Origin of the sequence: Stenotrophomonas beteli (assembly GCF_001431665.1) — a bacterium.
GTDB classification, from domain to species: Bacteria; Pseudomonadota; Gammaproteobacteria; order Xanthomonadales; family Xanthomonadaceae; genus Stenotrophomonas; species Stenotrophomonas beteli.
Genome location: NZ_LLXV01000045.1, coordinates 1 through 26,213, shown reverse-complemented (window position 1 = coordinate 26,213; position 26,213 = coordinate 1). Strand labels below are relative to the sequence as shown.

Below are 26,213 nucleotides of genomic sequence, written 5' to 3'. Positions count from 1 at the left end.
CACCCATTCATTGCATAAGGTCTCGCATCACCATGCCGAACGGTACCGTCAAGTGGTTCAACGACGCCAAGGGATTTGGCTTCATCTCGCCGGAGGATGGCAGCGCCGACGTGTTCGCGCACTTCTCCGCCATCAACTCCAAGGGCTTCCGCAGCCTGCAGGAAGGCCAGCGTGTCACCTATGACGTGACCCAGGGCCCGAAGGGCGCCCAGGCTTCGAACATCACGCCGGCCGAGTGACCCACTCGACAGTGCGTTGAAAACCCCGCTGCGGCGGGGTTTTTTTTGCCCGCTGCACGCGGTCCGTTCGCGATCCATCCGCCTCGGGCACAATGCAGGCATGACGGAACGACTGCGCATCGCCGTGATCGGCTACGGTACCGCGGGCCAGGCATTGGCCATCCTGTTCACCCGTGACGGTCACGAGGTGGAGATCTTTGAACGGGTGCCGACGCCGGGACCGGTCGGCGCCGGCTTCCTGCTTCAGCCCAGCGGCCTGCAGGTGCTGTGGCAGATGGGCCTGCTCGACGCGGTGCGTGCACACGCCGCGCCGGTGCACCGCCTGTATGGCGACACGCCGTGCGGACGCGCGGTGATGGACATGCGCTATGACGGCCTGGACGCGCGGCTGCATGGCCTGGGCATGCAGCGCGGAGCCCTGTTCTCGCTGCTGGAAGACGCACGTGGCGGTGCCGGCCAGCTGCACGCCGGCACCACCATCGTCGACGTGGACACCGCGCTGGGCCGCGTGCGCGACAGCGAAGGTCGACTGCACGGCCCGTTCGACCTGGTGGTGGCCGCTGACGGCGCCGCCTCGACCCTGCGTGGCGCCCTCGGCGGTGGCGCCGCGCTGGACCGTGTGTATCCGTGGGGCGCGCTGTGGTGCCTGCTGCCGGCCGAAGACTGGCCGCACGTGCAGGAACTGCGGCAGCGCTACGTGGCGGCGCGCAAGATGATCGGGCTGCTGCCGGTCGGCACCCGGCCCGGCGACGATACGCGACGACTGAGCTTCTTCTGGAGCCTGCCACGCAGCGACTTCGAGCGTTGGCAGGCCGCTGGCATGGCGCCGTGGCTGGACGAGCTGCACGCGCTGTGGCCGCAGGCCAGCGCCCGCTTCGCGCATCTGCGCGAGGCCGGCCAGCTGGCGCGCGCGGTCTACCGCGATGCAGCGATGACGCGTTGGCACCAGGGGCGCATGGTGCTGGCCGGTGATGCAGCCCATGCGATGAGCCCGCAGCTGGGGCAGGGCGTGAACATGGCGCTGCTGGATGCGGTGGCGCTGCGCGATGCGCTGCGCAGGCACGGTGCTGGCCTTGAAGCATTGCAGGCCTACCAGGCGCAGCGACGCGCGCACGTGGCGGTGTACCAGCGCTGGAGCCGTTGGCTCACGCCGCTGTTCCAGTCCGAGCGCGATGCCTGGGCGAAGGCTCGCGATGTGCTGCTGGGGCCGATGGGAAAGCTGCCGGGCGGTCGTGGCCACATGCTGCGCGTGCTCAGCGGCACCCAGCATGGCTGGTTCGGTTCGCTGGCGCTGGATCCGGCCTTCATCGCTGCGATGGCGCGCCGCGTGGAGGCTCCTGCTGTCATCGCCGCAACAGCGCGTGCGTGAAGCATTCCGTCACGTGAGTTAACGGTTGCATCACTGCGGTTATGCGAAAAGAAGTGAGCACGCAACAGCCGCGTCGCCCGTTTTCCTTTCCGTGATCAACATCGCGCGTGGCCCGGGCGTCGTCGCCGTTGCGGCCTGTTGCGGCCCGGATGTGCCGCGTGATGTTGAGGAGAAAGACGCCATGTTGTTCGCGGTCGAGGAGCTGGATTCGGAAATCTGCAAGCTGCGCGGTCTGCTGCAGATGCTGCACGAAGACCAGCCCGACGTACTGGAAGACGTGTTCGAGTTCCATGTCGGCAGCCTGATCAGCCATGCATCGCCAGAGCACCACGCACGCATCCGCAGCTGTGCGCAGGACATGCTCGCCGCGATCCGGGCACTGCCACGGCGGCGCGAGGAAGGCACCGCAGATTTCCAGTTGATGCCGCAGCTGGGCGTCCGCCCGGCCTGATTCAGCGCGCCGGCAGTGCCACCAGCCCGCCCTCCACGCAGGCGATCATCCGCTCGCCGGCGGCGGGGACCGGCACGATTCCGGCGGTGAAGGCGGAAAAGGCGGGCAGGATCGTCATCCCGTCGCGCAGCCAGAACGCCGGAAAGCGCCGCCGCAACGCGGGCAGCGCGATCTGTGGATGCAGATGCCCTGCGATCACATGCCTCGCCGGATCGGCTGCGGGCTCATGGCGCAGCAGGAAGGGCGCGAGCGGGACATCATCGTGGATCCGGACCTGCAACTGTGCATGCGCCAGGTCCCGATCGTGATTGCCACGCACGACGTGCACCTCCAGCCCCGCATTGCGTTCGCGCCAGCCCAGCCACTGCCGGTGCCATGCCGCGCGATGCGGCGGTCCATGCAGGATGTCGCCGAGGATCCACAGTTCGCGGCAGGCATGGGTATCGAGCAGCGCCTGCAGGCGGTTCAGGTCGTCAACGGTGCCGCCGCTGGGCAGTGCGATGCCGGCACGACGGAATACATCGGCCTTGCCCAGGTGCAGGTCGGCGATCAGCAGGGCCTGGCGCGCCGGCCAGTACAGTGCGCGGCTGCCGAGCAACCGCATGGGCTCGCCGGCAAGGAGCAGCCGCCGTTCATCGGCCATGGCGGCGCTCCAGCTGCTGCGCGGCGCGTTGCACGCGCGTGCGCCAGTCTTCGTTGCTGAACTGCCCGCGCAGGCGCTCGGCCCAGAGCGGAAAACCCAGGGGTGTGAGTGAGGGCGGCTGCTGCACCGACAGCGCCTGCGTGCCGACCCGGGCCAGCACCTGCTGCAGGCCCGGCAGGTCCAGGCTGTCGTGCAGCACCTCGCGCTCGGCCAGCGCCAGCAGCAGATGATCCGGATCGTGTTCGCGCAGTACGTCGTACAGCAATCCTGCCGAGGCCTGCAGCTGGCGAAGCGAGCGCGGCATGCCGCCGGGCAGGCTGGGTACCAGCAGGCCGGACACGCGCGCGATACCGCGGAACTGGCGGCGTGCCAGCTCGCCCAGGTTCACTGCTGCACGCAGATCGTCCAGCAGCTGATCGGTGCTCAGCAGTGCACGCCAGTGCGGTGGGTCCAGATCCAGGGCCTGCGCCGGTGCCAGTACCAGGCCATGATCGTTCACCGCATAGCCGATGCTGTTGCGCTGCCGGCGGGTACAACGCAGCGCCAGCAGGGCCGCCAATGCCTCGTGCACGTGGCGGCCGGCAAAGGGATAGACGAACAGGAACTGCCCCTCGCGACGGCGCACGTCCTCCACCAGCAGATGAGCGGCGTCCGGCCGTGCCGACAGCCGCGCCTGCAGCGCCAGCAAGGGGGCCAACCAGCGTGATTCGGCGCTGTCATCGGCACCGGACAACACCGCTTCCAGTTCGCGGCCCAGGGCCATCGACAGCGGCAGCTGCCCACCCTGCCAGCGCGGCACGACGCCGTCACCGCGCCCGCGTGCCAGCCGCACGAAGGCGGTCATGTCACGCAGCTGCACCAGCTCCAGCAGCCGCCCTGCGAACTGGAAGCGATCACCGCGGCGCAGGCGGCTGGCGAACTGTTCCTCCACGGCGCCCAGGCTGCCGCCGCGCAGGAACTGCACGCGCACGCTGCCATCGCTGCTGATGGTGCCGATCGAGAGCCGGTGACGCAGCGCCTGGCGACGGTCGTGCATGCGGTACCACCCATCGGCATCACGCACGACCTTGTGGAAATCGGGGTACTGGGCCAACGCCTGGCCGCCCTGCACGATGAACGTGAGCACGGCCTGCCATTGGTCTTCGCCGAGCGATGCGAAGGCATGGGTACGCCGGACCTGTGCCAGCAGCGCCGTGCTGTCGAAGCCGCCCGCCAGGGCGCGGCTGACCGCGTGCTGGGCCAGCACATCCAGCGACAGCGTCGGCGGCCTGCGCGCTTCGACCACGCCGTCGGCCAACGCACGGCGTACTGCGGCGTACTCGGCCAGTTCCAGTGCATGGCTGGGCACGCACAGGATGGAACCGCTGGCACCGGGGCGATGGCGGGCACGCCCGGCGCGCTGGCGCAGGCGCGCCACCCCCTTGGGGCTGCCCAGTTGCAGTACCTGTTCAACCTCGGGGAAATCCACGCCGAGGTCGAGGCTGGAAGTTGCGACCACGCAGCGCAACGCGCCTGCGCGCAGGCCGTCTTCCACCTGCTGGCGCAGCGCCGGATCCAGCGAGCCGTGGTGCAGTGCCAGCGTATCGGCGTCTTCCGGCCATACCGCTGCCAGCGCTTGGTGCCACAGCTCAGCCTGCGCGCGGGTGTTGGTGAACAGCAGGCTGCTGCGTGCGGCCATCAGCGCGTCCAGCACACGCGACAGCTGCGCCAGGCCGAGGTGGCCGGCCCACGGAAAGCGCTCGCCGGGCTCGGGCAGCAGGCTGCGAACGCTGATCGGGCGCGAGCGGACGCCCTGCACGATGGGGGCATCCGGCCGATCAGGCAGCAGCACGGCGCGGGCCTGGGCCAGGTTGCCCAGCGTCGCCGACAATCCCCACAACTGAAGCGAGGGCGCAGCATCGCGCAGCACGGCCAGGTTCAGCTGCAGCAGCACGCCGCGCTTGTTGCCCAGCAGTTCGTGCCATTCGTCCACCACCACGCAGCGCAGCTGGCGCATCCGTGGCAGCGTATCGGGATAGCTCAGCAGCAGCGCCAGCGATTCGGGCGTGGTTACCAGCACGTCGACGCGGCCCTCGCGCGCCTGCCGTCGTTCGCGGTTGCTGGCATCACCACTGCGCAGGCCGACACGCCAGCCCAGCCCCAGCCCATCGATCACCGTCTGCAGCGCACGCGCGGTGTCGCTGGCCAACGCACGCAACGGCGTCACCCACAGCACCTGCAGCGGGCGTACCGCGCTGGCGCGGCGCGGTGCCGGCGGCGGATCGATCATCGCCTGCAGCAGCGGTCCCCCGAACATCGCCAGGGTCTTGCCGCTGCCCGTAGGCGTGTGCAGCAACCCGGATTGGCCGGCCAGGTAGTGGCGCCACATCGCGCGCTGGAACGGCAGCGAGCGCCAGCCGCGCGCCGCGAACCAGTCTTCCAGCCGGCGCAGTGCCTGGCTGCGGGTCATCGCGCCAGCGCCTGCAGGCTGGCCAGCTGGTCGGCCTCGCTGGCCGGCTTGTCATGGCGCCAGCGCAGGATGCGCGGAAAGCGCACGGCGATGCCGGACTTGTGCCGGCTGCTGCGGTTGACCGCTTCAAAGCCCAGCTCGAACACCTGTTCGGCGCGCACGCTGCGCACCGGCCCGAAGCGCTCGCGGGTGTTGGCGCGGATCCAGCGGTCGAGCGCGAGGATTTCCTTGTCGTCCAGGCCCGAATACGCCTTGGCCACCGGCACCAGCGTGTCGCCGTCCCAGACGCCGAAGGTGTAGTCGGTGTACAGCGTGCTGCGTCGCCCGTGCCCGGCCTGTGCGTACAGCAGCACCGCGTCGATCGTGAGTGGATCGACCTTCCATTTCCACCAGTCGCTGCGTCTTCGCCCGGCCTGGTAAGGGGACGTGCGCCGCTTCAGCATCACCCCTTCCACGCCGCGCTCGCGCGCCACCTCGCGCATCGCTGCGGCCTGCGGCCAGTCGACGGCGGCAACATCGGGCGACAGCTGGATCCGCGCATCGCCCAGCGCACCGACGACCTCGGTGAGCCGCGTACGCCGTTCCTGCAATGGCAGCCCGCGCAGGTCCTCGCCATCGAGTTCAAGCAGGTCATAGGCGAGCACGCGCACCGGCGTGTTGCGCAGGGTGGCCGCACCGGGTTTGCGGCGCTGGATGCGCGTCTGCAGCGCGGTGAAGGCACGCGGCAGGTCCGTGGCTTCGTCCCAGGCCAGCAGCTCGCCGTCCAGCACGCAGCCATCGGGAAGCGCCATCGCTGCCTGTTCGATTTCGGGGAAGCGGCCATCCAGCCGCTCTTCGCCACGTGACCACAAGGCAACCTCGCCGCGCCGGCGCAGCAGCTGCAGGCGGATGCCATCCCATTTCCATTCCAGCAGCCAGTCATCGATCGGGCCGAGCCGTTCGGCAGGGTCACCTTCCAGTGGCGATGCGAGGAAGAACGGGTAGGGTTGCTGGCGGTCCAGCGGCAGCTCATCGGGCGACAGCAGCTGGCCCAGCAGCCCGGGCGAGGGTACCCACTCGCCGAGCATGCGCTGGGCAATGCGTGCGATGTCCAGGCCGGACCATTCGGCCAGCGCCTGCTGCACCAGTCGCTGCGAAACGCCTACGCGCAGGGCGCCGGTGAGCAGCTTGTTGAACACCAGGCGTTCACCACTGCACAGCTGCTGCCAGCCGGCGACGACCGCCGCACGGCGCACCACTTCGGGCTGGTTGGCCACCGCCAGCAGGTGCTGCTCGATCCATTCGGCCAGGGGCCGGTCTGGCGAAGGCTGCGGTGGGTCATCCAGCAGCAGGGTCAGCGTTTCGGCGAGGTCACCGACCTGCGCGTAGCTGTCGTCCACCAGCCACGGTGGTAGTCCGGATTCCTCGGCGATCCAGGCGCGCAGTTCGCCGCTGGCGGCGATCTTGCGGCGTGCGCCGCCCACCTTGCCACCGCTGAGCAGGTACAGCGCCCATGCCGCGTCGTGTGCACCTGCCTGGCCGAAGTAATCGACCAGCGCTGCACGCTTGTCCAGCGTCGCGGTGCTGCGATCCAGGCGCTGGTAAAGCGCGGCGAAGGCCTTCATTCCTCGCTCCCGAAATCGGTACGGAAGGCTTCGGCAGCCACGCCGCGCTCGCGCAGGAACGGAATCAACGCATCGGTATTGCCATGGGTAGCGATCACCCGCTGCGCACCCGTCTGTTCGATGGTCTGCAGCAGTGCCGGCCAATCGGCGTGGTCGGAAATGACGAAACCGCGATCGACATTGCGGCGGCGGCGATTGCCACGCAGCTGCATCCAGCCCGAGGCGAAGCCCAGCTGGTGGCGGCCGAAGCGGCGCATCCAGGGCGTGCCCGCAGCCGAAGGCGGCGCGAGGATCAACTGGCCGGCGGCATCGGGTTGGCGGCCCTGTTCGGCCACGGTGAGCGTCTCCAGCATCGGTACGCCGGCCTGCCGGTACACCGCCACGCCATTGGCGATGGCGCCATGCAGCCAGGCCGGGCGATCGTCCAGCGGCAGCAGCTCGGCCAGCACCCGTTGTGCCTTGCCCAGTGCGTAGCAGAGCAGGATCGCCGCCTCGCCGCGTTGTTCGCATTCGCGGCGCCACGCCACGATCTCCGCAGCGACTGCCGGGGTGTCCGGCCAGCGGTAGATCGGCAGGGCGAAGGTGGCTTCGGTGATGAACGTATCGCAGGGCACCACTTCGAACGGCGTACAGGTCGGGTCCGGCTGGCGCTTGTAGTCGCCGGAGGCTACCCAGACCTGCCGCCCGTCGTCGATGCGCACCTGCGAGGACCCCAGCACGTGGCCGGCAGGATGCAGCGACACCTGTACCCGGCCCAGGCGGAACGGCACGCCCTCGGCGTGCGCCTGCACCGCCACCTCGCCCAGGCGCCAGCGCAGGATCGGCAGGCTGCCGCTGCTGCAGTGGTATTCGCCCATGCCGGGGCGGGCGTGATCGCCGTGGCCGTGGGTGATGACCGCGCGCGGTACCGGCCGCCAGGGATCGATATGGAAATCGCCGGCGGCGCAGTAGAGCCCCTCAGGGCGCAGCACCACCAGATCGTCGTTGCCTGTCATGCCACCACTGTGGCCGGGCCCTCGTGCACAGGGTGAGAACCGGCCTGAACGCGGGCTTGGCGGGCGATGCGGCACAATCGCAACGCGCCTCTGTTGCCACCAGGACGGACCGGATGAGTGGACCCAGTTTCAGCAGCGTTGCTCCGTTTGAAACCCATGTAGTGCTGAACCAGCCTCCGCCGTTCGCCGGCCACCAGCTATGGACCGACGATGTGGCGCTGATGGACGCGGTGCAGCGCGAGGGAGCCACGCACTTCTCGGCGCGGCTGGGCGTGTACGGTGCGCTGGCAGGCGATGAGCTGTACGCGCTGGGCTTCGACGCCAACCGCGACCGCCCGCGTCTGCGCACGCATGACGCGCAGGGTCATCGCATCGACACCGTGGAGTTCCACCCGGCCTATCACCAGTTGATGGGCGCCGCGAAGACGCATGGCGTGGCGGGGCTGTCCTGGCATGAGCCGCAGCCTGGCGCGCATGTTGCGCGTGCGGCCTTGAGTTACCTGCATCACCAGGCCGAGGCCGGCACCAGCTGCCCGTTGACCATGACCCACGCGGCGGTGGCGGTGCTGCAGTCGCAGCCGCATCTGGTCGAGTGGGCGCGCAAGGCCGCCGCGCCGGTGTATGACCCGCGCGACGTGCCGGTGGCGGACAAGGCCGGCATCACCCTGGGCATGGGCATGACCGAGAAGCAGGGCGGCTCGGACGTTCGCGCCAACAGCACGCGGGCCGAGCCGATCGACGGCGAACGCTATCGCCTGGTGGGGCACAAGTGGTTCTTCTCCGCACCGATGTGCGATGGCTTCCTGGTGCTGGCGCAGGCGCCGGCGGGAATGACCTGCCTGCTGATGCCACGCCGGCTTGCCGATGGCGACCGCAACGCGTTCCGGCTGATGCGGCTGAAGGACAAGCTGGGCGACTGGGCCAACGCTTCCAGCGAGGTCGAGTTCTGCGGCGCGCAGGCATGGCGCGTGGGCGAGGAGGGGCGTGGCGTGGCCACCATCATCGGCATGGTGATGATGACCCGCCTGGACTGCATGCTCGGCGCAGCGGCAGAGATGCGCATGGCGCTGGCGCAGGCGCTGCACCATGGGCGGCATCGCCGCACCTTCGGCAAGCTGCTGGTGGAACATGCGTTGATGGCCAACGTGCTGGCCGATCTGGCGCTGGAGTCCGAAGCAGCCACGGTGCTGGCAATGCGTATCGCCGGTGCGGTCGATCGCGCCGTCGTGGATGCCAATGAAGCAGCGCTGGCGCGGTTGGGTACCGCGCTGGGCAAGTACTGGGTGTGCAAGCGTGCGGCGGCATTCGTCAATGAAGCGCAGGAATGCCTGGGTGGCGCCGGTTATGTGGAAGAGTCGATGCTGCCGCGGCTGTACCGGCAGGCACCGTTGAATTCGATCTGGGAGGGCAGCGGCAACATCCAGTGCCTGGATGTGCTGCGCACGCTGTCGCGCGAGCCGGAGGCGCTGGCGGCATTGCGCAGCGAGCTGGCGGCCGTGGCCGACCGGGATGCGCGTTATGCAGCGGCCTTGCAGCGCTGGTCAGCGGCGCCGCTGCCCGAAGAATCGCAGGCGCGGATCTTCTGCGAGCGCACCGTGCTGCTGTTGCAGGCGGCGTTGCTGCTGCGCGCGCGCAGCCCGATGGCCGAGGCGTTCGTGCGCAGCCGGCTGCACGGTGAGCATGGGCTGGCGTTCGGGACGCTGCCGGCGGGGTTGGATGTGCCGGTGATGCTGGCGCGCGCGCTGCCGTAGAGGACGGCCAACGGCGGAGCCCCTCGTGGTGGGTGCTGATGCGTATGGGCGCGCGCGCGGGTAGGTTGCGCAGGGGCCGCCGTGAACACGTCCGCGTAGGCTCGGGCGCGCCATCCATGGCGCTTACGCCCCTGCGCCACCTACCCGCGCGGCCTTGGACGGTTTCCGTGCCGTCCACTATGGAATCAACAGAAAGAGCAGAGAGCGAAAAGCAGAAAAGCCGCGGCAATGCCGCGGCTTTTGCTGTGGCGCCGGGCCTGAGCTCGGCTGCCGGTAGGGCTTAGTGCTTGGCTTCTTCCTTGGCGGCGTTGGCCTTGGCGTCATTGGCGACATCGCGCGCCTTGTCGGCGACCTTCTGCGCGGCGTCGGCAGTGGCGTCGCTGGCATGCGCGGCTGCGTCGGTGGCAGCGACCTTGGCCTGGTCGGCGGCATTGGCGGTGGCGTCGGCGGCCTTGTCCAGCGCCTGCTGGGTATCGGCGGCGGCCTGCTCGGAAGCAGCCGCAGTCTTGTCGGCGGCGTCGCGGGTGGCGGCCGCCGCCTTGTCCACGGCATCGCGGGCGGCTGCACCGGCGCTGTCGGCGGCCTGCTGTGCGTCCTGCTTGGCCTGTTCGGCCTCCGGGCCCTTGCAGGCGGCCAGGGCCAGCAGCAGGGAGGCGGCCAGCAGGGTGGTGGTGATCGGACGAATCTTCATGACGGTCTCCGCTGCTGCAATGGATGGGGACGCCAGCCTATTCATGCCGTTGTGAAGACCGGGTCGCGACGCCGGCGTTCCCGCGCAGGCACCGGCGCAAAGAAAAAGCCGCTGGCGAACCAGCGGCTTTTCCAGAACAGCGTGAAGAAAGAAGTGATTACTTCTTGGCTTCTTCAGCAGCGTCCTTGGCCTTCTCGGCGGTGCCTTCGGCAGCCTTGGCAGCGTCGGCAGCAGCGCCGGCAGCAGCGTCGGTGGCAGCAGCGCCAGCCTGGGCAGCGGCGTCGACCGAAGCGTCAGCAGCGGTGGCGGCGGTGTCAGCGGCCTGCTGGGCAGCGTCGGCGGTCTGGGCGCCGGCAGCGGCGGCCTGGTCGGCAGCAGCCTGGGCTTCGGTGGCGGCTTCGTTGGCCGAAGCAGCGGCGTCCTGGGCAGCTTCCTGCTTCGAGCAGGCGGCCAGGGCCAGAGCCAGGGACATCGCGACCAGCAGCTTGTTGATGCTCATTGTGTGAATCCTCGTCGTTAGATTAGGCAACGCGCAACTGCGCGCCGACAACATGATGACAAGCCAAGATTGGGTGTCAAGCGATCCCGCATTCATTTTTGCGAAATCATCGTTAAATCTTTTTAAATCAACTCGATGGCAATTGCGGTCGCTTCGCCGCCACCGATGCAAAGGGTGGCAATGCCGCGCTTGCCACCGCGCGTGCGCAGGGCGTTGACCAGGGTCACCACCAGACGGGCACCGGACGCACCGATCGGATGGCCCAGTGCGCAGGCACCGCCATTCACGTTGAGCTTGTCGTGCGGGATGCCCAGCTCGCGCATCGGCGCCATGGCGACCACGGCGAACGCTTCGTTGATTTCGAACAGATCGATCTGCTCCAGCGACCAGCCGGTCTTGGCCAGCAGCGCGTGGATCGCGCCGATCGGGGCGGTAGTGAACCACTCCGGTTCCTGCGAGTGGGTGGCATGGCCGACGATGCGCGCCAGCGGAGTGATGCCACGTGCAGCGGCGTCTTCCTCGGTCAGCAGCACCACGGCGGCAGCACCGTCGGAAATGCTGGAGGAGCTGGCGGCCGTTACGCTGCCATCTTTCTTGAACGCCGGACGTAGGGTCGGGATCTTGGCGATGTCCGAACGGCCCGGCTGTTCGTCGGTGGCGACCTCGACCTCGCCCTTGCGGGTGGCCACCTTCACCGCGACGATCTCGTCAGCGAAGGCACCATTGGCCTGCGCGGCCTGTGCGCGCTTGACCGACTCGATGGCGTAGGCGTCCTGTTCCTCGCGGGTGAACTGGTACTTGTCCACCGCGCATTCGGCGAATTCGCCCATGGCCTTGCCGTCGTAGGCATTGACCAGGCCGTCGTGGGCCATGTGGTCGACCGCCTGGAAGTTGCCGAAGCGGTTGCCGGTGCGCGAGTTCGGCAGCAGGTGCGGGGCGTTGGACATCGATTCCATGCCGCCGGCGACCACGATGCTGGCCGAACCGGCCTTGATCAGGTCATGGCCGAGCATGATGGTCTTCATGCCCGAGCCGCACACCTTGTTGAGCGTGGTGGCACCGGCCGACAGCGGAATGCCGGCGGCAATCGCGGCCTGGCGGGCGGGCGCCTGGCCGAGGTTGGCCGGCAGCACGCAGCCCATGAGGACTTCGGAAACGTCGCCGGCAGGAACACCCGACTGTTCCAGGGCTGCAGCGATGGCGGCCGCGCCAAGGGTGGGGGTCGGCACGCCGGTGAACTGGCCGAGGAAGGAGCCGATGGCAGTGCGCTTGGCGGCGGCGATGACGATGTTGGACATGGCAATCTCGTTGATGCGTAAGCAAAGTTCGGAAAGGAGACCGCGGACGTTGGAAGCGCCCTGGTTTCCCGGCAGACTGCGTGGGGGTCGGCCCAAGTATAGAGGGTCGGGGAGGGCTGCCGCTGGACGGCGCCGGTCGCCTGCCGGGATGAAGGCAGGCCAATGTTCACGGGAAGGATTCGATGGAACGCACGACAACGGTCAAGACTGTCCTGGCAACCGCGCTGGCGATGGCGCTCACGGCCTGTGGAGGCGGTGGCGGCGGGGGCAGCAACGTACGCGTCGACCCACCGCCGACCACGCCGGTGCCGCCGACCACGCCAACGCCGACACCCCCGGCGCCGGCCAGGCCGCAGGAGCCCGCCTTCGACGCGCATCTGGCAGTGACCAATGCGCGGCCGGCACAGGCGGCCGGCCTGACCGGCCAGGGCGTGCGCATCGGCATCGTCGACTCGGGCGTGCAGCGCAACGCCGCGGCGCTGAACGGCCGGGTGATCGGCAACCTCAACTACATCGACCCGGCCCGCAACAATCTCGGCGTCGATGACGTGGTCGGCCACGGCACCGCCGTGGCCAGCCTGGCCGCGGGTACCGCCGTGGGTTCGTGGCCGGGCGGCATCGCGCCGGGGGCGCAGATCGTCTCGGCACGGATCATCTCCGACAAGCCGCCGGCCGATGACGGCAGCGGCAAGGGCAACGCGTTCAGCGGCCCGCTGGGCGTGGCCCAGGTTCACCAGGACCTGATCAGCTACAACGTGAAGGTGATGAACAACTCGTGGGGCGGCCTGTACTGGACCGACCTGCCGACCACCGCGCAGGTGGCCGCCGAGTACCGCCCGTTCGTGATCAACCACGGTGGGCTGGTGGTATTCGCCGCCGGCAATGACGGCCGCAGCGAACCGAGCAGCCTGGCCGCACTGCCCAGCCAGCAGGGCGTGGCCGGTTCGCTGCCGGCCGCCGACCTGGAGCGGGGCTGGCTGGTGGCGACCGCGGTGGACCCGTATTCGCCCGGCTCCCTGGCCAGCTACGCCAATGCCTGCGGGCAGGCGGCACGCTATTGCCTGGCGGCACCGGGCAGTGCGGTCTATCCCGATGCCTCGGGGGGATCCTACTACTGGAACTACGGCACCTCGTTCGCGGCACCACTGGTGTCCGGCGCGGCCGCCCTGGTCTGGCAGCGCTTCCCGTACTTCGACAACAACCTGGTGCGGCAAACCCTGCTGGGCACGGCCAGGGACATCGGCGCGGCCGGTGTCGACCCGGTGTTCGGCTATGGCCTGCTGGACATCGGCCGTGCGGTCAACGGCCCCGGCCGCTTCGACTGGGGCGACGTGGTGGCCAACGTGGATACCGCCTCGACCGGCTCGGTGTGGAGCAACGACATCGTCGGCAATGGTGGCCTGGTCAAGCGCGGCGGCGGAACGCTGGTGCTGAGCGGCAACAATGGCTACACCGGCGCCACCCGCATCGAACGCGGCATCCTGTCGCTGCGCGATGGCGGCGTGATCCGCTCCAACGTGACCATCCTCGGCCAGCCTGACCCGGATTCCACCGGCCTGCAGTTCAACGGTGGCGCGCCACGCGTGGTCGGGAACGTGGTCAATGGCAGCAGCGTGTTCCTGACCACCGGCAACACCACCGGCACCATCGAGGGCAACTACACCCAGCAGGCTGGCGCGCAGCTGATGATCGCGCTCGGCGCCGCCGCGCTGCAGGTCACCGGCACGGCGGCGATCGATGGCGGCGTGCGTGTGCATGGTTTCGTGTCCGGCTATGTGCCGCAGGACGGCAGCCGGCAGGACCTGATCCATGCGGCGGGCGGGCTGTCAGGTACGTTCAGCACCGCAGCCACCTCCAGTGGGCTGCAGGGCCTGTCGTTGCTGCAGACCAGCTATGGCTATGACAGCTCCAACGCGTGGTTGAACCTGACCCGGGTCAGTGTCACCGCCGCCGCCTCCGGGCTGGGCGCCTCGGCGCAGGCCGCCGCGCAGCGGCTGGACAGTGCGTTCAGTACGCTCGATGGCAACAACGGACTGCAGGCGACGCCGTTCGGTGCGGCCGCCGGTGCGGTGCAATGGACTGGTGGTGGCCGTGAAGGCCTGGCTGCCAGCCTGCAGAGCCTGTCCGGGCAGGCGCATGCGCGCGCCGAGGCCGCCACGTTCGACAGCATCGACATGTCGCGGCGGGCGATCGCCGAGCGCTTCGATCGTGTGCAGGCCACGCCGCAGCTGCGCGGTACCTGGCAGAGTGCGCTGGGCGAAGCCGGGCAGGGCAGTTTTGCCGGCAACAGCGCCGACAGCCGTGGCTGGGTGGCCGGACAGGAGCTGCCACTGGGCAGCAACGGTCTGATGGGCGTGGCCTTCGGCGAGACCCGCAGCAACGGCGGCAGCCGCTTCGGGGGTGATCGCGGGCGTGATCGCCAGGCGCAGGCGCAGCTGTATGCCGGTTGGAACCTGGGGCGCGGCTATGCGCTGGCCCAGGTCGGCAGCGGCCAGTTCACCCGCGCGCTGGATCGCCAGTTGCTGCTGGGCGCTGGCGCCTATGGGGTCTCTGCACGTTATGGCGGTCGCTTCAGCAGTGCCAGCGTGGAAGGTGGATATCGCCTGGGCCGTGCCGGCGCTTCAATGACGCCGTATCTCGGTGCCAGCACCACGCGTGTCGATACCGATGCGTTCAACGAGCTGGGGGGCTTCGGCTTCGGTCTGCGCGGTGATGCCAACCGGGTGCAGCGCAGCCAGATGCAGGCCGGCATCCGCGGCGAGCGTGGCTGGGGCCGCTGGACGCTGCGTGGACATGCCGAGTGGCAGCAACGGCTGGACGGCGCTGACGCCGATTGGCAGGCCAGCTTTGTCGGGGTGGATGCCTGGGCGCCGCTGGCCGGCGGCAATGCGCCGCGCGGCAGCGCACTGCTCGGCGTGGCGCTGGAGTCGTGGTGGGGGCGCAATGGCCGCCTGAGCCTGGGCTTCGACCAGCGCGTCGGCGGGCAGGGGGCGCACCAGGCTGCGTTGCGCTACAGCACCGGGTTCTGATGCGCCTGTCGCGCCGGGTGATGCCCGGCGCGACGCCTTCAGCCTCAGCCGCCGCGCAGGTTGCCCAGGCGCGGGGTGCTGCGGCCCAACGGCATCTTCAGCTTGCCGATCGACAGGATGCGGCTTTCGGCGATGCGGTCGGCGGCGCGCTGCGGTGCAATGTTCTCGCGCTGCGACAGTTCGAAGATGCGGGTGAGGTTGTGATAGATGCTGCGGATCAGGCGCATCGCGCGTTCGCGGTTGTAGCCGTCGATCTCCAGCGACACGTTCATCACGCCACCGGCGTTGACCGCATAGTCCGGCGCATACAGGATGCCGCGCGCGTGCAGCTGGTCGCCGATGTCCAGGCTCGACAACTGGTTGTTGGCGGTGCCGCAGATGATCTTCGCCTTGATCCGCGGCACGGTATCGGCATTGATCGCGCCTTCCAGCGCACACGGTGCGAACACGTCGGCGTTCACCTCGTGGATCTCATCCGGCTTGACCGCTTCGGCGCCGAAATCGCTGACCGCGCGATCAACCAGGGCGCTGTCCAGGTCGGTCACGTACAGCTTGGCACCCCGGTCGCGCAGCAGCTTCACCAGTTCCATGCCGATGTGACCCAGGCCCTGCACGGCGATGCTGGTCTTGCCCACTTCCTCGTGGCCGAACTTGAAGCGCATCGAGGCCATCAGCGCCTGCAGCGCACCGTAGGCGGTGAACGGTGCCGGATCACCCGAGCCGCCGTGGACCTGGTGCACGCCGGTCACGAACTGGCTCTCCAGGTAGATGTTCTCCATGTCGTTGACGTCGGTGCCGACGTCCTCGGCGGTGATGTAGCGCCCGCCCAGCGAATCGACATAGCGGCCGAATGCGCGGAACAGCACTTCGGTCTTGTCGGTCTTGGGGTCGCCGATGATCACCGCCTTGCCGCCACCGACGTTGAGGCCGGCCAGCGCATTCTTGTAGGTCATCGTCCGGCTCAGCCGCAGCACGTCGGCCAGCGCCTCGTCGGTGCTGGCGTAGGGGCGCATGCGCACGCCGCCCAGGGCTGGGCCCAGGGTGGTGTTGTGGATGGCGATGATCGCCTTCAGGCCGGCATCGTGGTTGTGGCAGAACACCACTTGTTCGTGGCCGGTGGTGGCGAGGGTTTCGAATAACATGGCGTCTCCGATGGCACGAACAGCGGCGAACTGCAGCGAACGGCCAATGAACGGTAGGGTCCCAAAACAAAAAAAGCGACGTCGTCGGTGCAGGGGGACGGGTCGCGCGGCGCCATTCTAGTCCATTCCCCCGGCGCCTGCCGTCGACAACAGCGGCGGTCCGGTTAAAGAAGCTGAAAGTGCGGCCGATGCTGCGACGACGGCGGGTGGCCGGATCGGCGTGAAGAGGCAGGCGGTCAGTGACGGCAAGGGCACCACAACAACAGGGCAGGCAGCGATGACAGTGGCGTGGTGGCGACGCCTGCGCGGCTGGCTGGCGCGAGCGACCGGGGCCGCGCCGTCGCGCCTGGCGGCCGTTTCGCGGCAGGCGGTGGCCGCCGCAGCGGCCAGCCTGCAGGGTGAGGCATTGCCTGCGGGCGAGATCGCCGGGCACCTGCAGCGCGGCCTGCACGCGCTGGCGCTGTACCCGCGGCTGGCCGGCGAGCCGGAGCCGGCGCAGGACACCGGGCTGGCCGATGCCGTGGCGCGCGCGCTGCAGGCCCGCGACTGGGCGGCCCGGCAGCTGCCACGCCGGCCCCAGCTGCTGCCGCAGCTGATCCAGACCGTCAACGACGATGCTGCGTCTGCCCGGGTGATGGCGGCGATCATCGGCCAGGATCCGGTGTTGACCGGCAACCTGCTGCGCATTGCCAACAGCCCGGCCTACAAGGTGCATGAACGGCCGGTGGAGAGCCTGCAGCGGGCGGTGACCCTGGTCGGCACCGAAGGCGTGCGCCAGATCATCAGCGCCGTGCTGGTACAGCCGGTGATGCAGGTGCAGTGCGAGGTGTTCCCGCAGTTCAGCGCGATCATCTGGGAGCATGCCCTGCTGGCCTCGCGCGCCGCCGCCGACCACGCACGCACGGTCACCTTCGGTGATGCATTCGCTGCGCAGTGGCTGGGCCTGGTGCAGGGGTTGGGTTCGGCACTGGTGATGCGCCAGGTGCTGCAGGAGGCGCAGGCGCGCGGTGAAAGCGTGGAGCCGGCATTGGCCCTGCAGTTGCTGCAGCAATGGTCATTGCCGCTGGCACAACGCGTGGCCGCTGCCTGGGAGCTGCCCGAACCGGTGCACCAGGCGCTGGCGCCGGAGGCCGATGGGCCACTGGCCGACAGCCTGCGCCTGGCCAGTGCCGCCGCAGCGGCCAGCCTCCTGTGCCGCCATGGCCACGCCAGCCAGAGCCGCATGCTGGCCCTGCTGGAGCAGCTGCCATCGGCCCCGCCGCATGCATTGCGCTGGATCTGGCGGCGCTTGCACGGGCGCAACGTGGAAACGCTGGATGAAGCCGGGCAGGAAGACGCCGGCCCGGCCCCCTGAAACCTACAGCTGCGATTCCAGCGGCAGCCAGCTGATCACGCGCGACAACCAGCGCTTGCGCGCTGTTGCCCCTGGCTCGGCCTCCACCCAGTGCGGTGGCGGTTCCCGCTCCAGCCAGCGCAACCGGCGGCGGTCGTCCAGTGCCAGCCACCAGCTGTGCGTGGGGTCAGCCAGGCGCAGGTATTCGTCCCGCAGCTGTGCGCCCAGCACCGGGTCGTCGAACAGCACGCCCATTTCAGTGTTCAGATAAGCCGAGCGCGGGTCCAGGTTGAAGGAACCGACGAAACCGCGACGGTCATCGATCAGGAATGCCTTGGTGTGCAGGCTCGCGCCGCTGCTGCCGAACACGCCGGCATCGCCGGACTGTCCTTGTGCCTTCAGCTCGTACAGCTGGACGCCGGCTTCCAGCAGCGGCACGCGGTAGCCCATGTAGCCCCCGTGCACGGCGGCGACGTCGTTGGCGGCCAGCGAATTGGTGACCACGCCCACCTGCACGCCCCGCCCGGCCATCGCCGAAAAGCCCTCCAGGCCCTCGTTGCCGGGCACGAAGTAGGGCGAGATCAACAGGGCCTTGTGCCGGGCGGCCTGCAGCTCGCTGATGAGGGTCGACACCAGCCAGGCCGCGCGATCGTCCTTGCGGTGCTTCATCGGCGGGTCCGACACGATGCGCACTGCACCGCTCCAGTGCAGCGGCTCGGGGCTCGGGCGCTGCCGCTGGCGCGATTCGGCCACGCGCGCAAGGTAGGGCTGGGCCACGTCCCGCTGCGCCTCATGGTCCGATTCGCGCACCAGCAGGCGAAGTTGTGCGTCGGTATGGAAGGCAAGCGCGGATACCGGAATGGCGGTTTCGCTGTTCCAGTAGTCGTCGAAAATCTGGTTGGCCTGCTGCACGGCGGGGCCGGCGACCAGCAGGTCCAGGTCCTGGAAGTTCACATCGGTGCGCGCGCTGAAATACTCCTCGCCGATGTTGCGGCCACCGACGATCGCGACGCGGCCATCGGCGATCCAGCTCTTGTTGTGCATGCGGTGGTTCACGCTGAAGAAGCGCTGCACCATTTCCACCATGCGCAGGATGCCGGTCCGGTTGCGGAACGGGTTGTACAGGCGGATCTCGATGTTCGGGTGGGCATCGAGCGCCATCATCAGCGCGTCCTTGTCCTTGGCATTCATGTCATCGAGCAGGATGCGCACGCGCACGCCGCGCCCGGCGGCGTCATACAGCGCCTTGGCCATCAGGTGGCCGATCAGGTCGTCGTGCCAGATGTAGTACTGCAGGTCGAGGCTGCGGCCGGCCTGGGCGGTGATCATCGCGCGCGCGGCGAACGCGTCCATGCCATCGCTGAGGAAGGCCACGCCCGACTGGCCGGGATGGGCCGCCTGCAGCGGCACGATCTGCTGGTCGATGCGGGTCTGCGCCGGCTGCAGCGGTAGCACCTGCGAAGGCGCGCCCCGCGCCTGCGGCGTGAGATGGTCGGCCAGCAGCAGTCCGGACAGGACCAGCAGCACCAGCGCGGCAAGGATGATCGCAGCGACACGCAGCAGGCGTCGCCACAGCGGCTTGGGCAGGCTCATGCCCCGATGGTAGAGCCACGCCATGCGTGAAGGAATGCCTGCAGGATCGACAGGGGGTCAGAGCCTTGCCTTCGGCACGGGATCCGGCCCCCGGAGGCGTCACCGATGGGGTCGGATCCCTTTCCACAGGAAAGGGCTCTGACCCGCACTCCTCAGAACCGCTCGTCGCTGCCCAGGTAGCGCCATTGCCCCGGCGGCAGCGGCCCCAGCGCCACCCGGCCGATGCGCAGGCGGCGCACCGCCGTGACGTGGAGGCCGGCAGCGCTCACCGCCACGCGCAGGCCTTTGGCGGTCAGGCCCTTGCCGGCAAAACGCAGGCGCTGCTCGCTCTGCCAGCTGACCTTGGCGCCGCCGGACTCCTGCTGCAAGCGCGCCAGCAGCCACGGTCCGCGCTCGGGTCCGCCTTCGGCCACCTCGATCAGGTACTCCTGCTCGGTACGGCCCAGGTTGCGCTGCAGGTGGGCCAGCGTGGCCGGATCCTGGCTGACCACGACCAGCCCGCTGTCACTGGCTGGAAGCGCGGCGGCCAGCTGCAGGCCGTGGAAATGCCGTTGCAGCGGGCGGATGCCGCTGGCATCGAGTTCGCTGCGGCTGTCGCTGCTGACCAGTGCACACAGGGCTTCGGCAGCGAGGCCGGCGGGCTTGTGCAGCAGCATGCTGACCCGTTCGGCCTTGTCGTCGCTGGCCTGTTCGGCCACCACGATTACCGCGCTGTCATCGACTGCGCGCTGCGGTTGTTCCACCACCTCGCCGTTGACCGAAACCCAGCCGCCCTCGATGTAACGCCGCGCCTCGCCGCGCGGGATCCCGAGCAGGGCGGACAGGTGTTTGTCGAGACGGGTCGGTTGCATGGCGGGCAGGTCGGGCAGGGGGCGCGCAGTGTAGCTGCTGCGGCGGGTCAGCGCTGGCCGCGGTGGGCCAGTTCGGTCAGGTACAGGCGGGTATCGAACTCCAGCTGCAGGTAGTCCGGTTCCATGTGCTGGCACAACTGGTAGAAGGCCTTGTTGTGGTCGGCTTCCTTCAGGTGGGCCAGCTCATGCACCACGATCATGCGCAGGAACGCGGCCGGTGCCTGGCGGAACACGGTGGCGATGCGGATTTCGCGGCTGGCCTTGAGGCGCCCGCCGTGCACGCGCGAAATGGCGGTGTGGGTGCCCAGCGCGTGCTTGATGACCTCCAGCGTGTTGTCGTAGCAGACCTTGTTCAGCGGCACCGATTTGCGCAGGTAACGGTCCTTCAGTTCCTGGGTGTAGTCGTACAGCTGGCGGTCGCTGCGCACCTCGTGCGGGTCGGGGTACCGCTGCTGCAGCCAGGGGCCGAGCTTGCCCTGTGCCAGCAGGTCGCTGACCTGGGCGACCAGGGGTTCGGGATAGCCGGTGAGGTACTTCAGGACTGCCATGCAGGGGCGGCGGGGCGTCGGTAGAATGGAGCATCCAAGATTACACGCGGTACGCAACGACCATGGCAAAGCCCAACGCGCTGCAGGAACAATTGCTCAAGGCCGGCCTGGCCAGGAAGTCGCAGGCCAGCGCCGCTGCGCGCGAGCAGGCCAAGGCCCGGCAGGGCAAGGCCGAATCGACCTCGGCCGAGGTCCAGCGCGAGGCTGAACGTGCCCGCGCCGAGAAGGTCGAGCGTGACCGTGCGCTGGCCGCCGAGCGCAATGCCCAGGCCAGGCTGGCTGAACAGAAGGCACAGGCCAAGCAGATCATCAGCGCCCACGCCGTGCCCCACAAGGGCGATGACGAATACCGCTTCAGCGACGGCGCGGCGATCCGCACCCTGCTGATCGACCCCAAGCTGCGCAAGGCGCTGTCGGTGGGCGTGCTGGTCATCGTCGCCCACGGTGAGGGCTATGCCCTGTTGCCGCGTGCCGCCGCCGAGAAGGTGCGTGAGCGCACCCCGGAGGCCATCATCGTCGACCACGGCCAGCCGGGCTCGAGCGCCGAAATCTCCACCGGCAACGCCGAGGACGACGCCTACTACGCCCAGTTCCAGGTACCCGACGACCTGGTCTGGTAAGCAAGAAGGGGACGGAGGGGATTAAGTCGCGATCGACCTGATTGAACCCGGCGGCATTCTGTTTGTCTTCCTGAAGGGCGGCCGAGCATGGCTCGGCGCTACATGAAGGGCTGCCTTTGTGCCGGGGTGTATCGTCCCCATATCAGGCGACACACCCTGCGGAGGATGGCCATGGCCACCGGTTGGGCGGGAGACGGCGCGGTCCAGGATCAGATCGACGCCACCGTTGACGATGCGATTGCCCGTGCACGGCGGCAGCTGCGCCAGGGCCCGGGTCTGGAGCACTGTGAGGAATGCGACGCGCCGATCCCGTTGGCGAGGCGGCAGGCAGTGCCCGGGGTACGGCTTTGCGTGGCGTGCCAGCAGGCGCATGACGACGAAGCGCAGGCGCATGCCGGCTACAACCGGCGTGGCAGCAAGGACAGTCAGTTGAGGTAAGGGGTGTTCGGCAGGGCTGCGCCCTGCACCCGCCGAAGCCTTCAAGCCAAGGCAACAGCAACAGCAACAGCTGGCATTTCGTGCGGTGGCGGGGCGGTGTCGGAGTGCGGGGACGCCGCGAGTACGTCCTTGTAGGCTTGGCAGCCGCATCCATGCGGCTGACACCCCGCACATGGACAGTTTACGGCGTCTCCCGCCACCGGACCCACCCCGCCATCCCGCAGGAAGCCAGCTTTTGCCGTTGCTTCGGCTGTTGCTGGTGCTGTTGCTCCAGCTCGTAGCGGGTGCAGGGCGCAGCCCGCCGAAAACCCCACCCTCAGCCGTCGCCCTGGATGCCGCCCGGCGCCTGCGCCGGGTCGCGCCAGCGGCGCACCGTGCGCTGGAAGAACAGGTTGTTCGGCAGCTGCAGCACCGTGCCTTCGTGGCCGTCACCGGTCTCCTGCAGCGTGGTGTAGATCAGGTTGACGTCGATCACCCGGCCCTTCAGGCCTGGCTTTTCGCCGTTCTCCAGCACCTCGATGTAGTCGTGCAGGCGGAACGGGCGGGTGGTGAAGATCAGCAGCGTGCAGAAGATGTTGGACAGCACGCTCCAGGCCGCGAAGAAGGCCACCGCGCCCACCGCGGCGAAGCCGGTGAACGCCGTCCACAGCACCGAAGGCGACGCGCCGAGCAGGCTGAGGATGTACAGCAGGGCACTGAAATAGACTACGAAACTGCTGATCCGCCGGGCGCCCATCGCCATCTCGGGCGGCAGCGTGTAGTGCTCGGCGAAACGACGGATCAGGCGTCGTGCCAGCACCCGTAGCAGCCACGCGGCGAGCAGGGTCAGCAGGATCTTCACGGCGATGCCCACGTCATGCAGCCAAGGGTGGGTCCAGGCCGGCAGGTGATCCTTCAGCGACAACATCATGGGCGCGACAACAGGTAGCGATAACGGCCCTCGATGTTACCCGCCGCGTGCCGGTGTTTCGACCATCGGTGTCCAGGCCAGGCAGACCAGCGCCTGGCGATGCTGGTGCAGGCAGGCGCGGCCGGCGTCGGCCCGCAGATGCAGCGACAGGCCCAGAGCCTGCAGCACGACGCAGGCGGCGATGACCAGCAGGGCGGCGCAGGTTGGGCTGGACATGACAGGGCTCCACGGGAGGTTTTCAGCAGGGACTTCCCATGGATGCAGCAACCACCGGAAAGGTTGCATCGGTTCACGCGACGATCGGCTCTAAACCTTTTCCCGGCTCGCCGCATCCAAGCGATATGCTCGACACCACCATGCCCGCGCCGCCTGCCGCCAACGACACCGTCGACGAACCCGCCCTGGTGCGGGCGGCGGCCGCCGGCGATACGGCCGCCTATGAACTGCTGTACCGACGCTACGCGCCACGCGTGTTCGCCGTCCTGTGGCGGCTGTGTGGCGGCCAGCAGGCACGTGCCGAGGATGCATTGCAGGAAGCGTTCCTGCAGGCGTGGAAGGCGCTGCCGGGGTTCCGTTTCGAGAGCAGCCTGTCGACCTGGCTGCATCGGCTGGGGGTGAACGCCGCGCTGATGGAACTGCGCGGTCGCGCCGCCGGGCAGGACCACGACAGTCTGGAGGATGTCGACGGGGGCCTGCAGGAACTGGCGGTGCATGACCGTTGCGCGGGCACCGAGCGTGACCTGGAGCGCGCACTGTCGACACTGCCACCACGGGCGCGTGCGGTACTGGTACTGCACGATATCGAAGGCTGGAAACATCAGGAAATCGCCGAGCAGCTGCAGATGGCTGTCGGCAGTTCCAAGGCACAGTTGCATCGTGCGCGCGGCCTGTTGCGCGCACGGCTGGGAGACATGACATGAGTACGCACGACCCCGATTCCGCCCCCGACCTGCTGGCCCGGCTGCGCGCGCTGCCCAGCGAGCGCGACGTGCCGGCCGATGGCTGGGCACGCCTGTCGGCCAGGCTGCCGCCACGCGAAGCGCAGGCTGCTGCGGTGACCACCGGCAACGTGGTGGCGCTGCCACGACATTCGCAGCACCGCAGGTGGCTGCCGCTTGGCGTTGCGCTGGCGGCGAGCCTGGCGGTGTACACGGTGGCGCCGTGGCGCCATGCGCAGCCGGATACGCCGGCTCCGTCCACCCTGCAGCTGCAGGCGGCGGCGATGACCGAACAGTACCAGCAGGCCGTTGCGGCGCTGCCCGATGGGCGCGCACCGGAGTGGCAGCCGGCGTTGCATGAACTGGATGAAAGTGCGGCGCAGATCCGTGCCGCGCTGGCGCAAGATCCGCGCGCCCCGCACCTGCTTGGCCAGCTCAAGCGCACCTATGCGCTGCGGCTGGAACTGACCCGGCAGGCGGCCTATGCCGTCGAGTCCGGCTTGACGACCTGAGGAGACCCCCCATGATCCGAACCCTGATGTCCTGCTGCGTCGCGCTGCTGCTGGTGCCTGCCGTGGCGCTGGCCGACACCCGCATCGACGAACGCCACACCCTGGCAACGGGAGGGCGCATTGAACTGAGCAACGTGGCCGGCAAGGTGACCGTGCGCGGCTGGGATCGCAATGACGTGCAGCTCACCGGCACGCTCAGTGACGGCCTGCAGCTGCGTCAGGAGAAGAGTGCCAACCGCGTGCGCTGGGAAATCGAGTACCCGCGCCGCAGCAACAGCGGTGGCGCTACGCTGGTATTGAACGTGCCACGTTCGGTGGAACTGCTGCTGAGCACGGTCAGCGCCAGCCAGGACATCAGTGGCATCGACGTGCGCCGCCTGCAGGCCGACACGGTCAGCGGCAGCCTGTCCGCGTCCGGGCGGAGTGGCGACAGCAAGCTCAATACGGTCAGCGGCGGTGTCATCGCGCGCCTGCAGACGCCGAAGCTGGATGTGAACACGGTCAGCGGCCGGATCGAGGCCGGGGGCGGCGTGTCGGGTGATATCGGTGCGCAGACGGTGTCCGGCCGGGTCGAGGTCGACGCCGGTCGCGTGCAGCGGCTGGCGGTGGAAACGGTGTCGGGCAGCATTGACCTGGCCGCGGCCGGACTGGCGCCGGGGGGCCGCATCAGTGTCGAATCAGTGAGTGCCTCGGTCAATCTGCGGCTGCCGCGCACGGTGTCGGCACAGCTGTCGGTGAACAGCTTCAGCGGTTCAATCAACAGCGATGCCGGCCAGGTGGAGCGGCCGCGCTACGGCCCGGGCAGCCACCTCGATACGCGGCTGGGCGGCGGGGATGGTGACATCCGCATCCAGTCGCATTCGGGTAGCGTGCAGGTTCGCCTGGACCGCTGAGCGCGATCCGGCAGGCCGCGGCGGCAGCGCCGCCGCGGTCGGAGCTGGGGTCAGCTGGCTTTCTTCAGCGCCCAGGTGGTGCCGAGGACTTCGATCTTGCCACCGGCCTTGCGGAACGCAGCCAGGTCCGAAGCGATCGAATCACTGCTGACCACGGTGCTGGCGGCCGCGCCCTTGCGTTCGCTGCGGATGCTGTTGCTGGCCTTCGCGGGGGTCTTTGCCTTGCGGGGCATGGTTGCTCCTGTCAGGTGGAAGGGGAGGAAAGCGTCCAGGCGTCGGCCTGGCGCAGGTAATCCTGCCGCTCGCGGCGGCAGTCATCGCCGCCCATCGCAAACTGGCGGCAGATCGCCGGGCGCTGCGAATAGATCGTGCAGCGCAGGTGATAGGGATCGATCGCCGCGCACCAGCCTTCCTCGTTGCGTGCCATCACGGTACGACCGTGCGCGTCGCGTGCGAGAAACTGGCCCGGGACCTGGTCGCCGCTCTGCAGCAGTACCGGCAACCGGCAACAGACCGCGTCACAACGGCGGCAGTCGATGGGTGCAGGTGCTGCGTCTGGTTGTAAGGCCTCAGGGGCCTGGCGGGTGCCCAAAGCGGGTCTCGATGGCGGCTCCGGTGGTACGCGGACCATGAACGAGCCAGGAAGGCATGGCCGCTAGGCCCGCTGGGCGGGCCGGGCTGCACGGTAGACGCGCACCGGCGTGGCCGGTGGAGGGTGCAGCGGAGTTCTAGCCGACCAAGAGTAACTTAGGTCGCGTAACGTTTTGTTAATCCTGGCTGGCTGCCGCCAGCGCCAAGCCCTGGACCACGCCCAGCGAGGGCTCGCCGTGCACCATTCGGGCGCCCGGGAAGGCCGCCGCCACGACCTGGCGAAGGTAGCCGGCGCGGGACATGCCGCCGGTCAGGAACACCGCATCCGGGTCGCCGCCGATGTCACTGCGGACCTGGGCCAGCAGTTCGCGGATCTGCTCCAGGTAGCCATGGGCAGCGGTGGCCAGGCCCTCGGCGCTGCTGTCGGCATGCAGGTCGCGGGCGATGTAGTCCAGCGTGCTGCGGTGCTCGCCGGCGGCGCTGAGCGCGATCTTGGCGCGCTCGACATCGCGGTACAGGCGGGCGGTGTTGCCGGTGTCCTGCAGGGCCTGCAGGCGCGGGCCCCACGGGGCGTCGACATGATCGTACCTGTGCTGGCGGAACTCGCGCTGGCGGGTCATGTCCTGCACGGTGGCCGCTTCCACGTAGTGGTGGGCGGGCACGCGAGTGATGCCGCGGCCGAACAGCGGCATGTAGCTGGACAGGCTCAGCGCCAGGTCGATATCGGTGCCGCCGCGGGCGATACCCCAGGCGCGGTGGATGCGCGGAGCCTCGTCGCCGCCGACTTCGGCATGCGCGATGTCAGTGGTGCCGCCGCCGATGTCGA

The 26,213-nt window shown here is 68.9% G+C and carries 26 protein-coding genes and 1 pseudogene; 11 read left to right on the top strand and 16 right to left on the bottom strand.

The features are described from left to right. Positions 1 to 32: 32 nt before the first annotated feature. The 3 genes from ARC23_RS12000 (at position 33) to ARC23_RS11990 (ending at position 2,059) form a co-directional block, all read left to right on the top strand. Positions 33 to 239, top strand: coding sequence for a cold-shock protein (locus tag ARC23_RS12000; protein WP_005410590.1), 207 nt, complete (start codon positions 33 to 35; stop codon positions 237 to 239). Between the two features lie 100 nt (positions 240 to 339). After that, a complete protein-coding gene (locus tag ARC23_RS11995; protein WP_057497424.1) occupies positions 340 to 1,608 on the top strand; it encodes an FAD-dependent oxidoreductase in 1,269 nt (422 codons plus the stop codon). Positions 1,609 to 1,789: 181 nt separating this feature from the next. Further along, entirely contained in the window at positions 1,790 to 2,059 is a 270-nt protein-coding gene (locus ARC23_RS11990; protein WP_057497433.1) for a hypothetical protein, read from the top strand. A gap of 1 nt (position 2,060) precedes the next feature. Here the strand turns inward: ARC23_RS11990 and pdeM are convergent, their stop codons facing one another. The 4 genes from pdeM to ARC23_RS11970 are packed head-to-tail and all read right to left on the bottom strand — an operon-like array spanning position 2,061 to position 7,750. Then, on the bottom strand, positions 2,061 to 2,702 hold the full coding sequence (gene pdeM / locus ARC23_RS11985) for a ligase-associated DNA damage response endonuclease PdeM (RefSeq protein WP_057497423.1): 642 nt from the start codon (positions 2,700 to 2,702) through the stop codon (positions 2,061 to 2,063). Beyond that, positions 2,692 to 5,151 (bottom strand): ligase-associated DNA damage response DEXH box helicase, encoded by a 2,460-nt coding sequence (locus ARC23_RS11980; protein WP_057497422.1) that lies wholly within the window; start codon positions 5,149 to 5,151, stop codon positions 2,692 to 2,694. Before ARC23_RS11980 ends, pdeM begins: the two co-directional genes overlap by 11 nt. Beyond that, positions 5,148 to 6,755 (bottom strand): ATP-dependent DNA ligase, encoded by a 1,608-nt coding sequence (locus ARC23_RS11975; RefSeq protein WP_057497421.1) that lies wholly within the window; start codon positions 6,753 to 6,755, stop codon positions 5,148 to 5,150. Before ARC23_RS11975 ends, ARC23_RS11980 begins: the two co-directional genes overlap by 4 nt. Beyond that, on the bottom strand, positions 6,752 to 7,750 hold the full coding sequence (locus ARC23_RS11970; protein WP_057497420.1) for a ligase-associated DNA damage response exonuclease: 999 nt from the start codon (positions 7,748 to 7,750) through the stop codon (positions 6,752 to 6,754). The genes ARC23_RS11975 and ARC23_RS11970 overlap by 4 nt, the downstream gene beginning before the upstream one ends. 113 nt (positions 7,751 to 7,863) lie before the next feature. On the opposite strand from ARC23_RS11970, the gene ARC23_RS11965 reads away from it, so the two are divergent. Beyond that, positions 7,864 to 9,501 carry an acyl-CoA dehydrogenase family protein gene (locus ARC23_RS11965; protein WP_057497419.1) on the top strand — a complete coding sequence of 546 codons (1,638 nt, stop codon included), beginning with the start codon at positions 7,864 to 7,866 and terminating at the stop codon, positions 9,499 to 9,501. A gap of 280 nt (positions 9,502 to 9,781) precedes the next feature. Here ARC23_RS11965 and ARC23_RS11960 read toward each other — a convergent pair whose 3' ends face one another. The 3 genes from ARC23_RS11960 to ARC23_RS11950 all read right to left on the bottom strand — a co-directional run bounded on the left by ARC23_RS11960 (position 9,782) and on the right by ARC23_RS11950 (position 11,989). Continuing rightward, positions 9,782 to 10,192: a hypothetical protein gene (locus ARC23_RS11960; protein ID WP_057497418.1), complete on the bottom strand. Its 411-nt coding sequence runs from the start codon at positions 10,190 to 10,192 to the stop codon at positions 9,782 to 9,784. Positions 10,193 to 10,349: 157 nt separating this feature from the next. After that, positions 10,350 to 10,691 (bottom strand): hypothetical protein, encoded by a 342-nt coding sequence (locus tag ARC23_RS11955; protein WP_004153024.1) that lies wholly within the window; start codon positions 10,689 to 10,691, stop codon positions 10,350 to 10,352. Between the two features lie 122 nt (positions 10,692 to 10,813). Next, a complete protein-coding gene (locus ARC23_RS11950; RefSeq protein ID WP_057497417.1) occupies positions 10,814 to 11,989 on the bottom strand; it encodes a thiolase family protein in 1,176 nt (391 codons plus the stop codon). A 182-nt stretch (positions 11,990 to 12,171) separates the two neighbouring features. Between ARC23_RS11950 and ARC23_RS11945 the strand changes: the two genes are divergently transcribed. Then, positions 12,172 to 15,018 carry an autotransporter serine protease gene (locus ARC23_RS11945; RefSeq protein WP_057497416.1) on the top strand — a complete coding sequence of 949 codons (2,847 nt, stop codon included), beginning with the start codon at positions 12,172 to 12,174 and terminating at the stop codon, positions 15,016 to 15,018. A 44-nt stretch (positions 15,019 to 15,062) separates the two neighbouring features. Here the strand turns inward: ARC23_RS11945 and ARC23_RS11940 are convergent, their stop codons facing one another. Next, on the bottom strand, positions 15,063 to 16,160 hold the full coding sequence (locus ARC23_RS11940; protein WP_057497415.1) for a Glu/Leu/Phe/Val dehydrogenase dimerization domain-containing protein: 1,098 nt from the start codon (positions 16,158 to 16,160) through the stop codon (positions 15,063 to 15,065). A 277-nt stretch (positions 16,161 to 16,437) separates the two neighbouring features. Between ARC23_RS11940 and ARC23_RS11935 the strand changes: the two genes are divergently transcribed. After that, positions 16,438 to 17,514 (top strand): HDOD domain-containing protein, encoded by a 1,077-nt coding sequence (locus tag ARC23_RS11935; RefSeq protein ID WP_057497414.1) that lies wholly within the window; start codon positions 16,438 to 16,440, stop codon positions 17,512 to 17,514. A 3-nt stretch (positions 17,515 to 17,517) separates the two neighbouring features. Here ARC23_RS11935 and ARC23_RS11930 read toward each other — a convergent pair whose 3' ends face one another. The 3 genes from ARC23_RS11930 to ARC23_RS11920 all read right to left on the bottom strand — a co-directional run bounded on the left by ARC23_RS11930 (position 17,518) and on the right by ARC23_RS11920 (position 20,485). After that, positions 17,518 to 19,110, bottom strand: coding sequence for a phospholipase D family protein (locus tag ARC23_RS11930; RefSeq protein WP_057497413.1), 1,593 nt, complete (start codon positions 19,108 to 19,110; stop codon positions 17,518 to 17,520). 128 nt (positions 19,111 to 19,238) lie between these two features. Continuing rightward, positions 19,239 to 19,937, bottom strand: a complete 699-nt coding sequence (locus ARC23_RS11925) for an RNA pseudouridine synthase (RefSeq protein WP_057497412.1) — start codon at positions 19,935 to 19,937, stop codon at positions 19,239 to 19,241. 47 nt (positions 19,938 to 19,984) lie between these two features. Continuing rightward, on the bottom strand, positions 19,985 to 20,485 hold the full coding sequence (locus ARC23_RS11920; RefSeq protein ID WP_057497411.1) for a M48 metallopeptidase family protein: 501 nt from the start codon (positions 20,483 to 20,485) through the stop codon (positions 19,985 to 19,987). Between the two features lie 62 nt (positions 20,486 to 20,547). On the opposite strand from ARC23_RS11920, the gene ARC23_RS11915 reads away from it, so the two are divergent. Beyond that, a complete protein-coding gene (locus ARC23_RS11915) occupies positions 20,548 to 21,105 on the top strand; it encodes a DUF2058 domain-containing protein (RefSeq protein WP_057497410.1) in 558 nt (185 codons plus the stop codon). A 171-nt stretch (positions 21,106 to 21,276) separates the two neighbouring features. Then, positions 21,277 to 21,543, top strand: coding sequence for a DksA/TraR family C4-type zinc finger protein (locus ARC23_RS11910; RefSeq protein ID WP_057497432.1), 267 nt, complete (start codon positions 21,277 to 21,279; stop codon positions 21,541 to 21,543). A gap of 316 nt (positions 21,544 to 21,859) precedes the next feature. Here ARC23_RS11910 and ARC23_RS11905 read toward each other — a convergent pair whose 3' ends face one another. Together ARC23_RS11905 and ARC23_RS11900 are read right to left on the bottom strand one after the other, a co-directional pair. Further along, positions 21,860 to 22,453, bottom strand: coding sequence for a mechanosensitive ion channel domain-containing protein (locus tag ARC23_RS11905; RefSeq protein WP_080393077.1), 594 nt, complete (start codon positions 22,451 to 22,453; stop codon positions 21,860 to 21,862). Between the two features lie 36 nt (positions 22,454 to 22,489). Then, the gene (locus tag ARC23_RS11900; protein ID WP_057497409.1) at positions 22,490 to 22,669 is read right to left on the bottom strand and encodes a hypothetical protein; all 180 of its coding nucleotides are present in this window, start codon (positions 22,667 to 22,669) and stop codon (positions 22,490 to 22,492) included. 125 nt (positions 22,670 to 22,794) lie between these two features. Here ARC23_RS11900 and ARC23_RS11895 point away from each other — a divergent pair, with 125 nt between their 5' ends. Genes ARC23_RS11895 through ARC23_RS11885 form a run of 3 tightly spaced genes read left to right on the top strand, consistent with a single transcriptional unit; the run spans position 22,795 to position 24,796 of the window. Further along, positions 22,795 to 23,373 carry an RNA polymerase sigma factor gene (locus tag ARC23_RS11895; protein ID WP_057497408.1) on the top strand — a complete coding sequence of 193 codons (579 nt, stop codon included), beginning with the start codon at positions 22,795 to 22,797 and terminating at the stop codon, positions 23,371 to 23,373. After that, a complete protein-coding gene (locus ARC23_RS11890; RefSeq protein ID WP_057497407.1) occupies positions 23,370 to 23,903 on the top strand; it encodes a hypothetical protein in 534 nt (177 codons plus the stop codon). The genes ARC23_RS11895 and ARC23_RS11890 overlap by 4 nt, the downstream gene beginning before the upstream one ends. Positions 23,904 to 23,914: 11 nt before the next feature. Next, on the top strand, positions 23,915 to 24,796 hold the full coding sequence (locus ARC23_RS11885) for a DUF4097 family beta strand repeat-containing protein (protein ID WP_057497406.1): 882 nt from the start codon (positions 23,915 to 23,917) through the stop codon (positions 24,794 to 24,796). Positions 24,797 to 24,846: 50 nt separating this feature from the next. Here the strand turns inward: ARC23_RS11885 and ARC23_RS11880 are convergent, their stop codons facing one another. From ARC23_RS11880 to ARC23_RS11870, 3 genes and pseudogenes are all read right to left on the bottom strand, one after another. Next, entirely contained in the window at positions 24,847 to 25,029 is a 183-nt protein-coding gene (locus ARC23_RS11880) for a hypothetical protein (protein ID WP_005410566.1), read from the bottom strand. 11 nt (positions 25,030 to 25,040) lie between these two features. Beyond that, the gene (locus ARC23_RS11875; RefSeq protein ID WP_057497430.1) at positions 25,041 to 25,334 is read right to left on the bottom strand and encodes a YkgJ family cysteine cluster protein; all 294 of its coding nucleotides are present in this window, start codon (positions 25,332 to 25,334) and stop codon (positions 25,041 to 25,043) included. A gap of 229 nt (positions 25,335 to 25,563) precedes the next feature. Continuing rightward, positions 25,564 to 26,213, bottom strand: a pseudogene (locus ARC23_RS11870) (Hsp70 family protein); the annotation flags it as partial.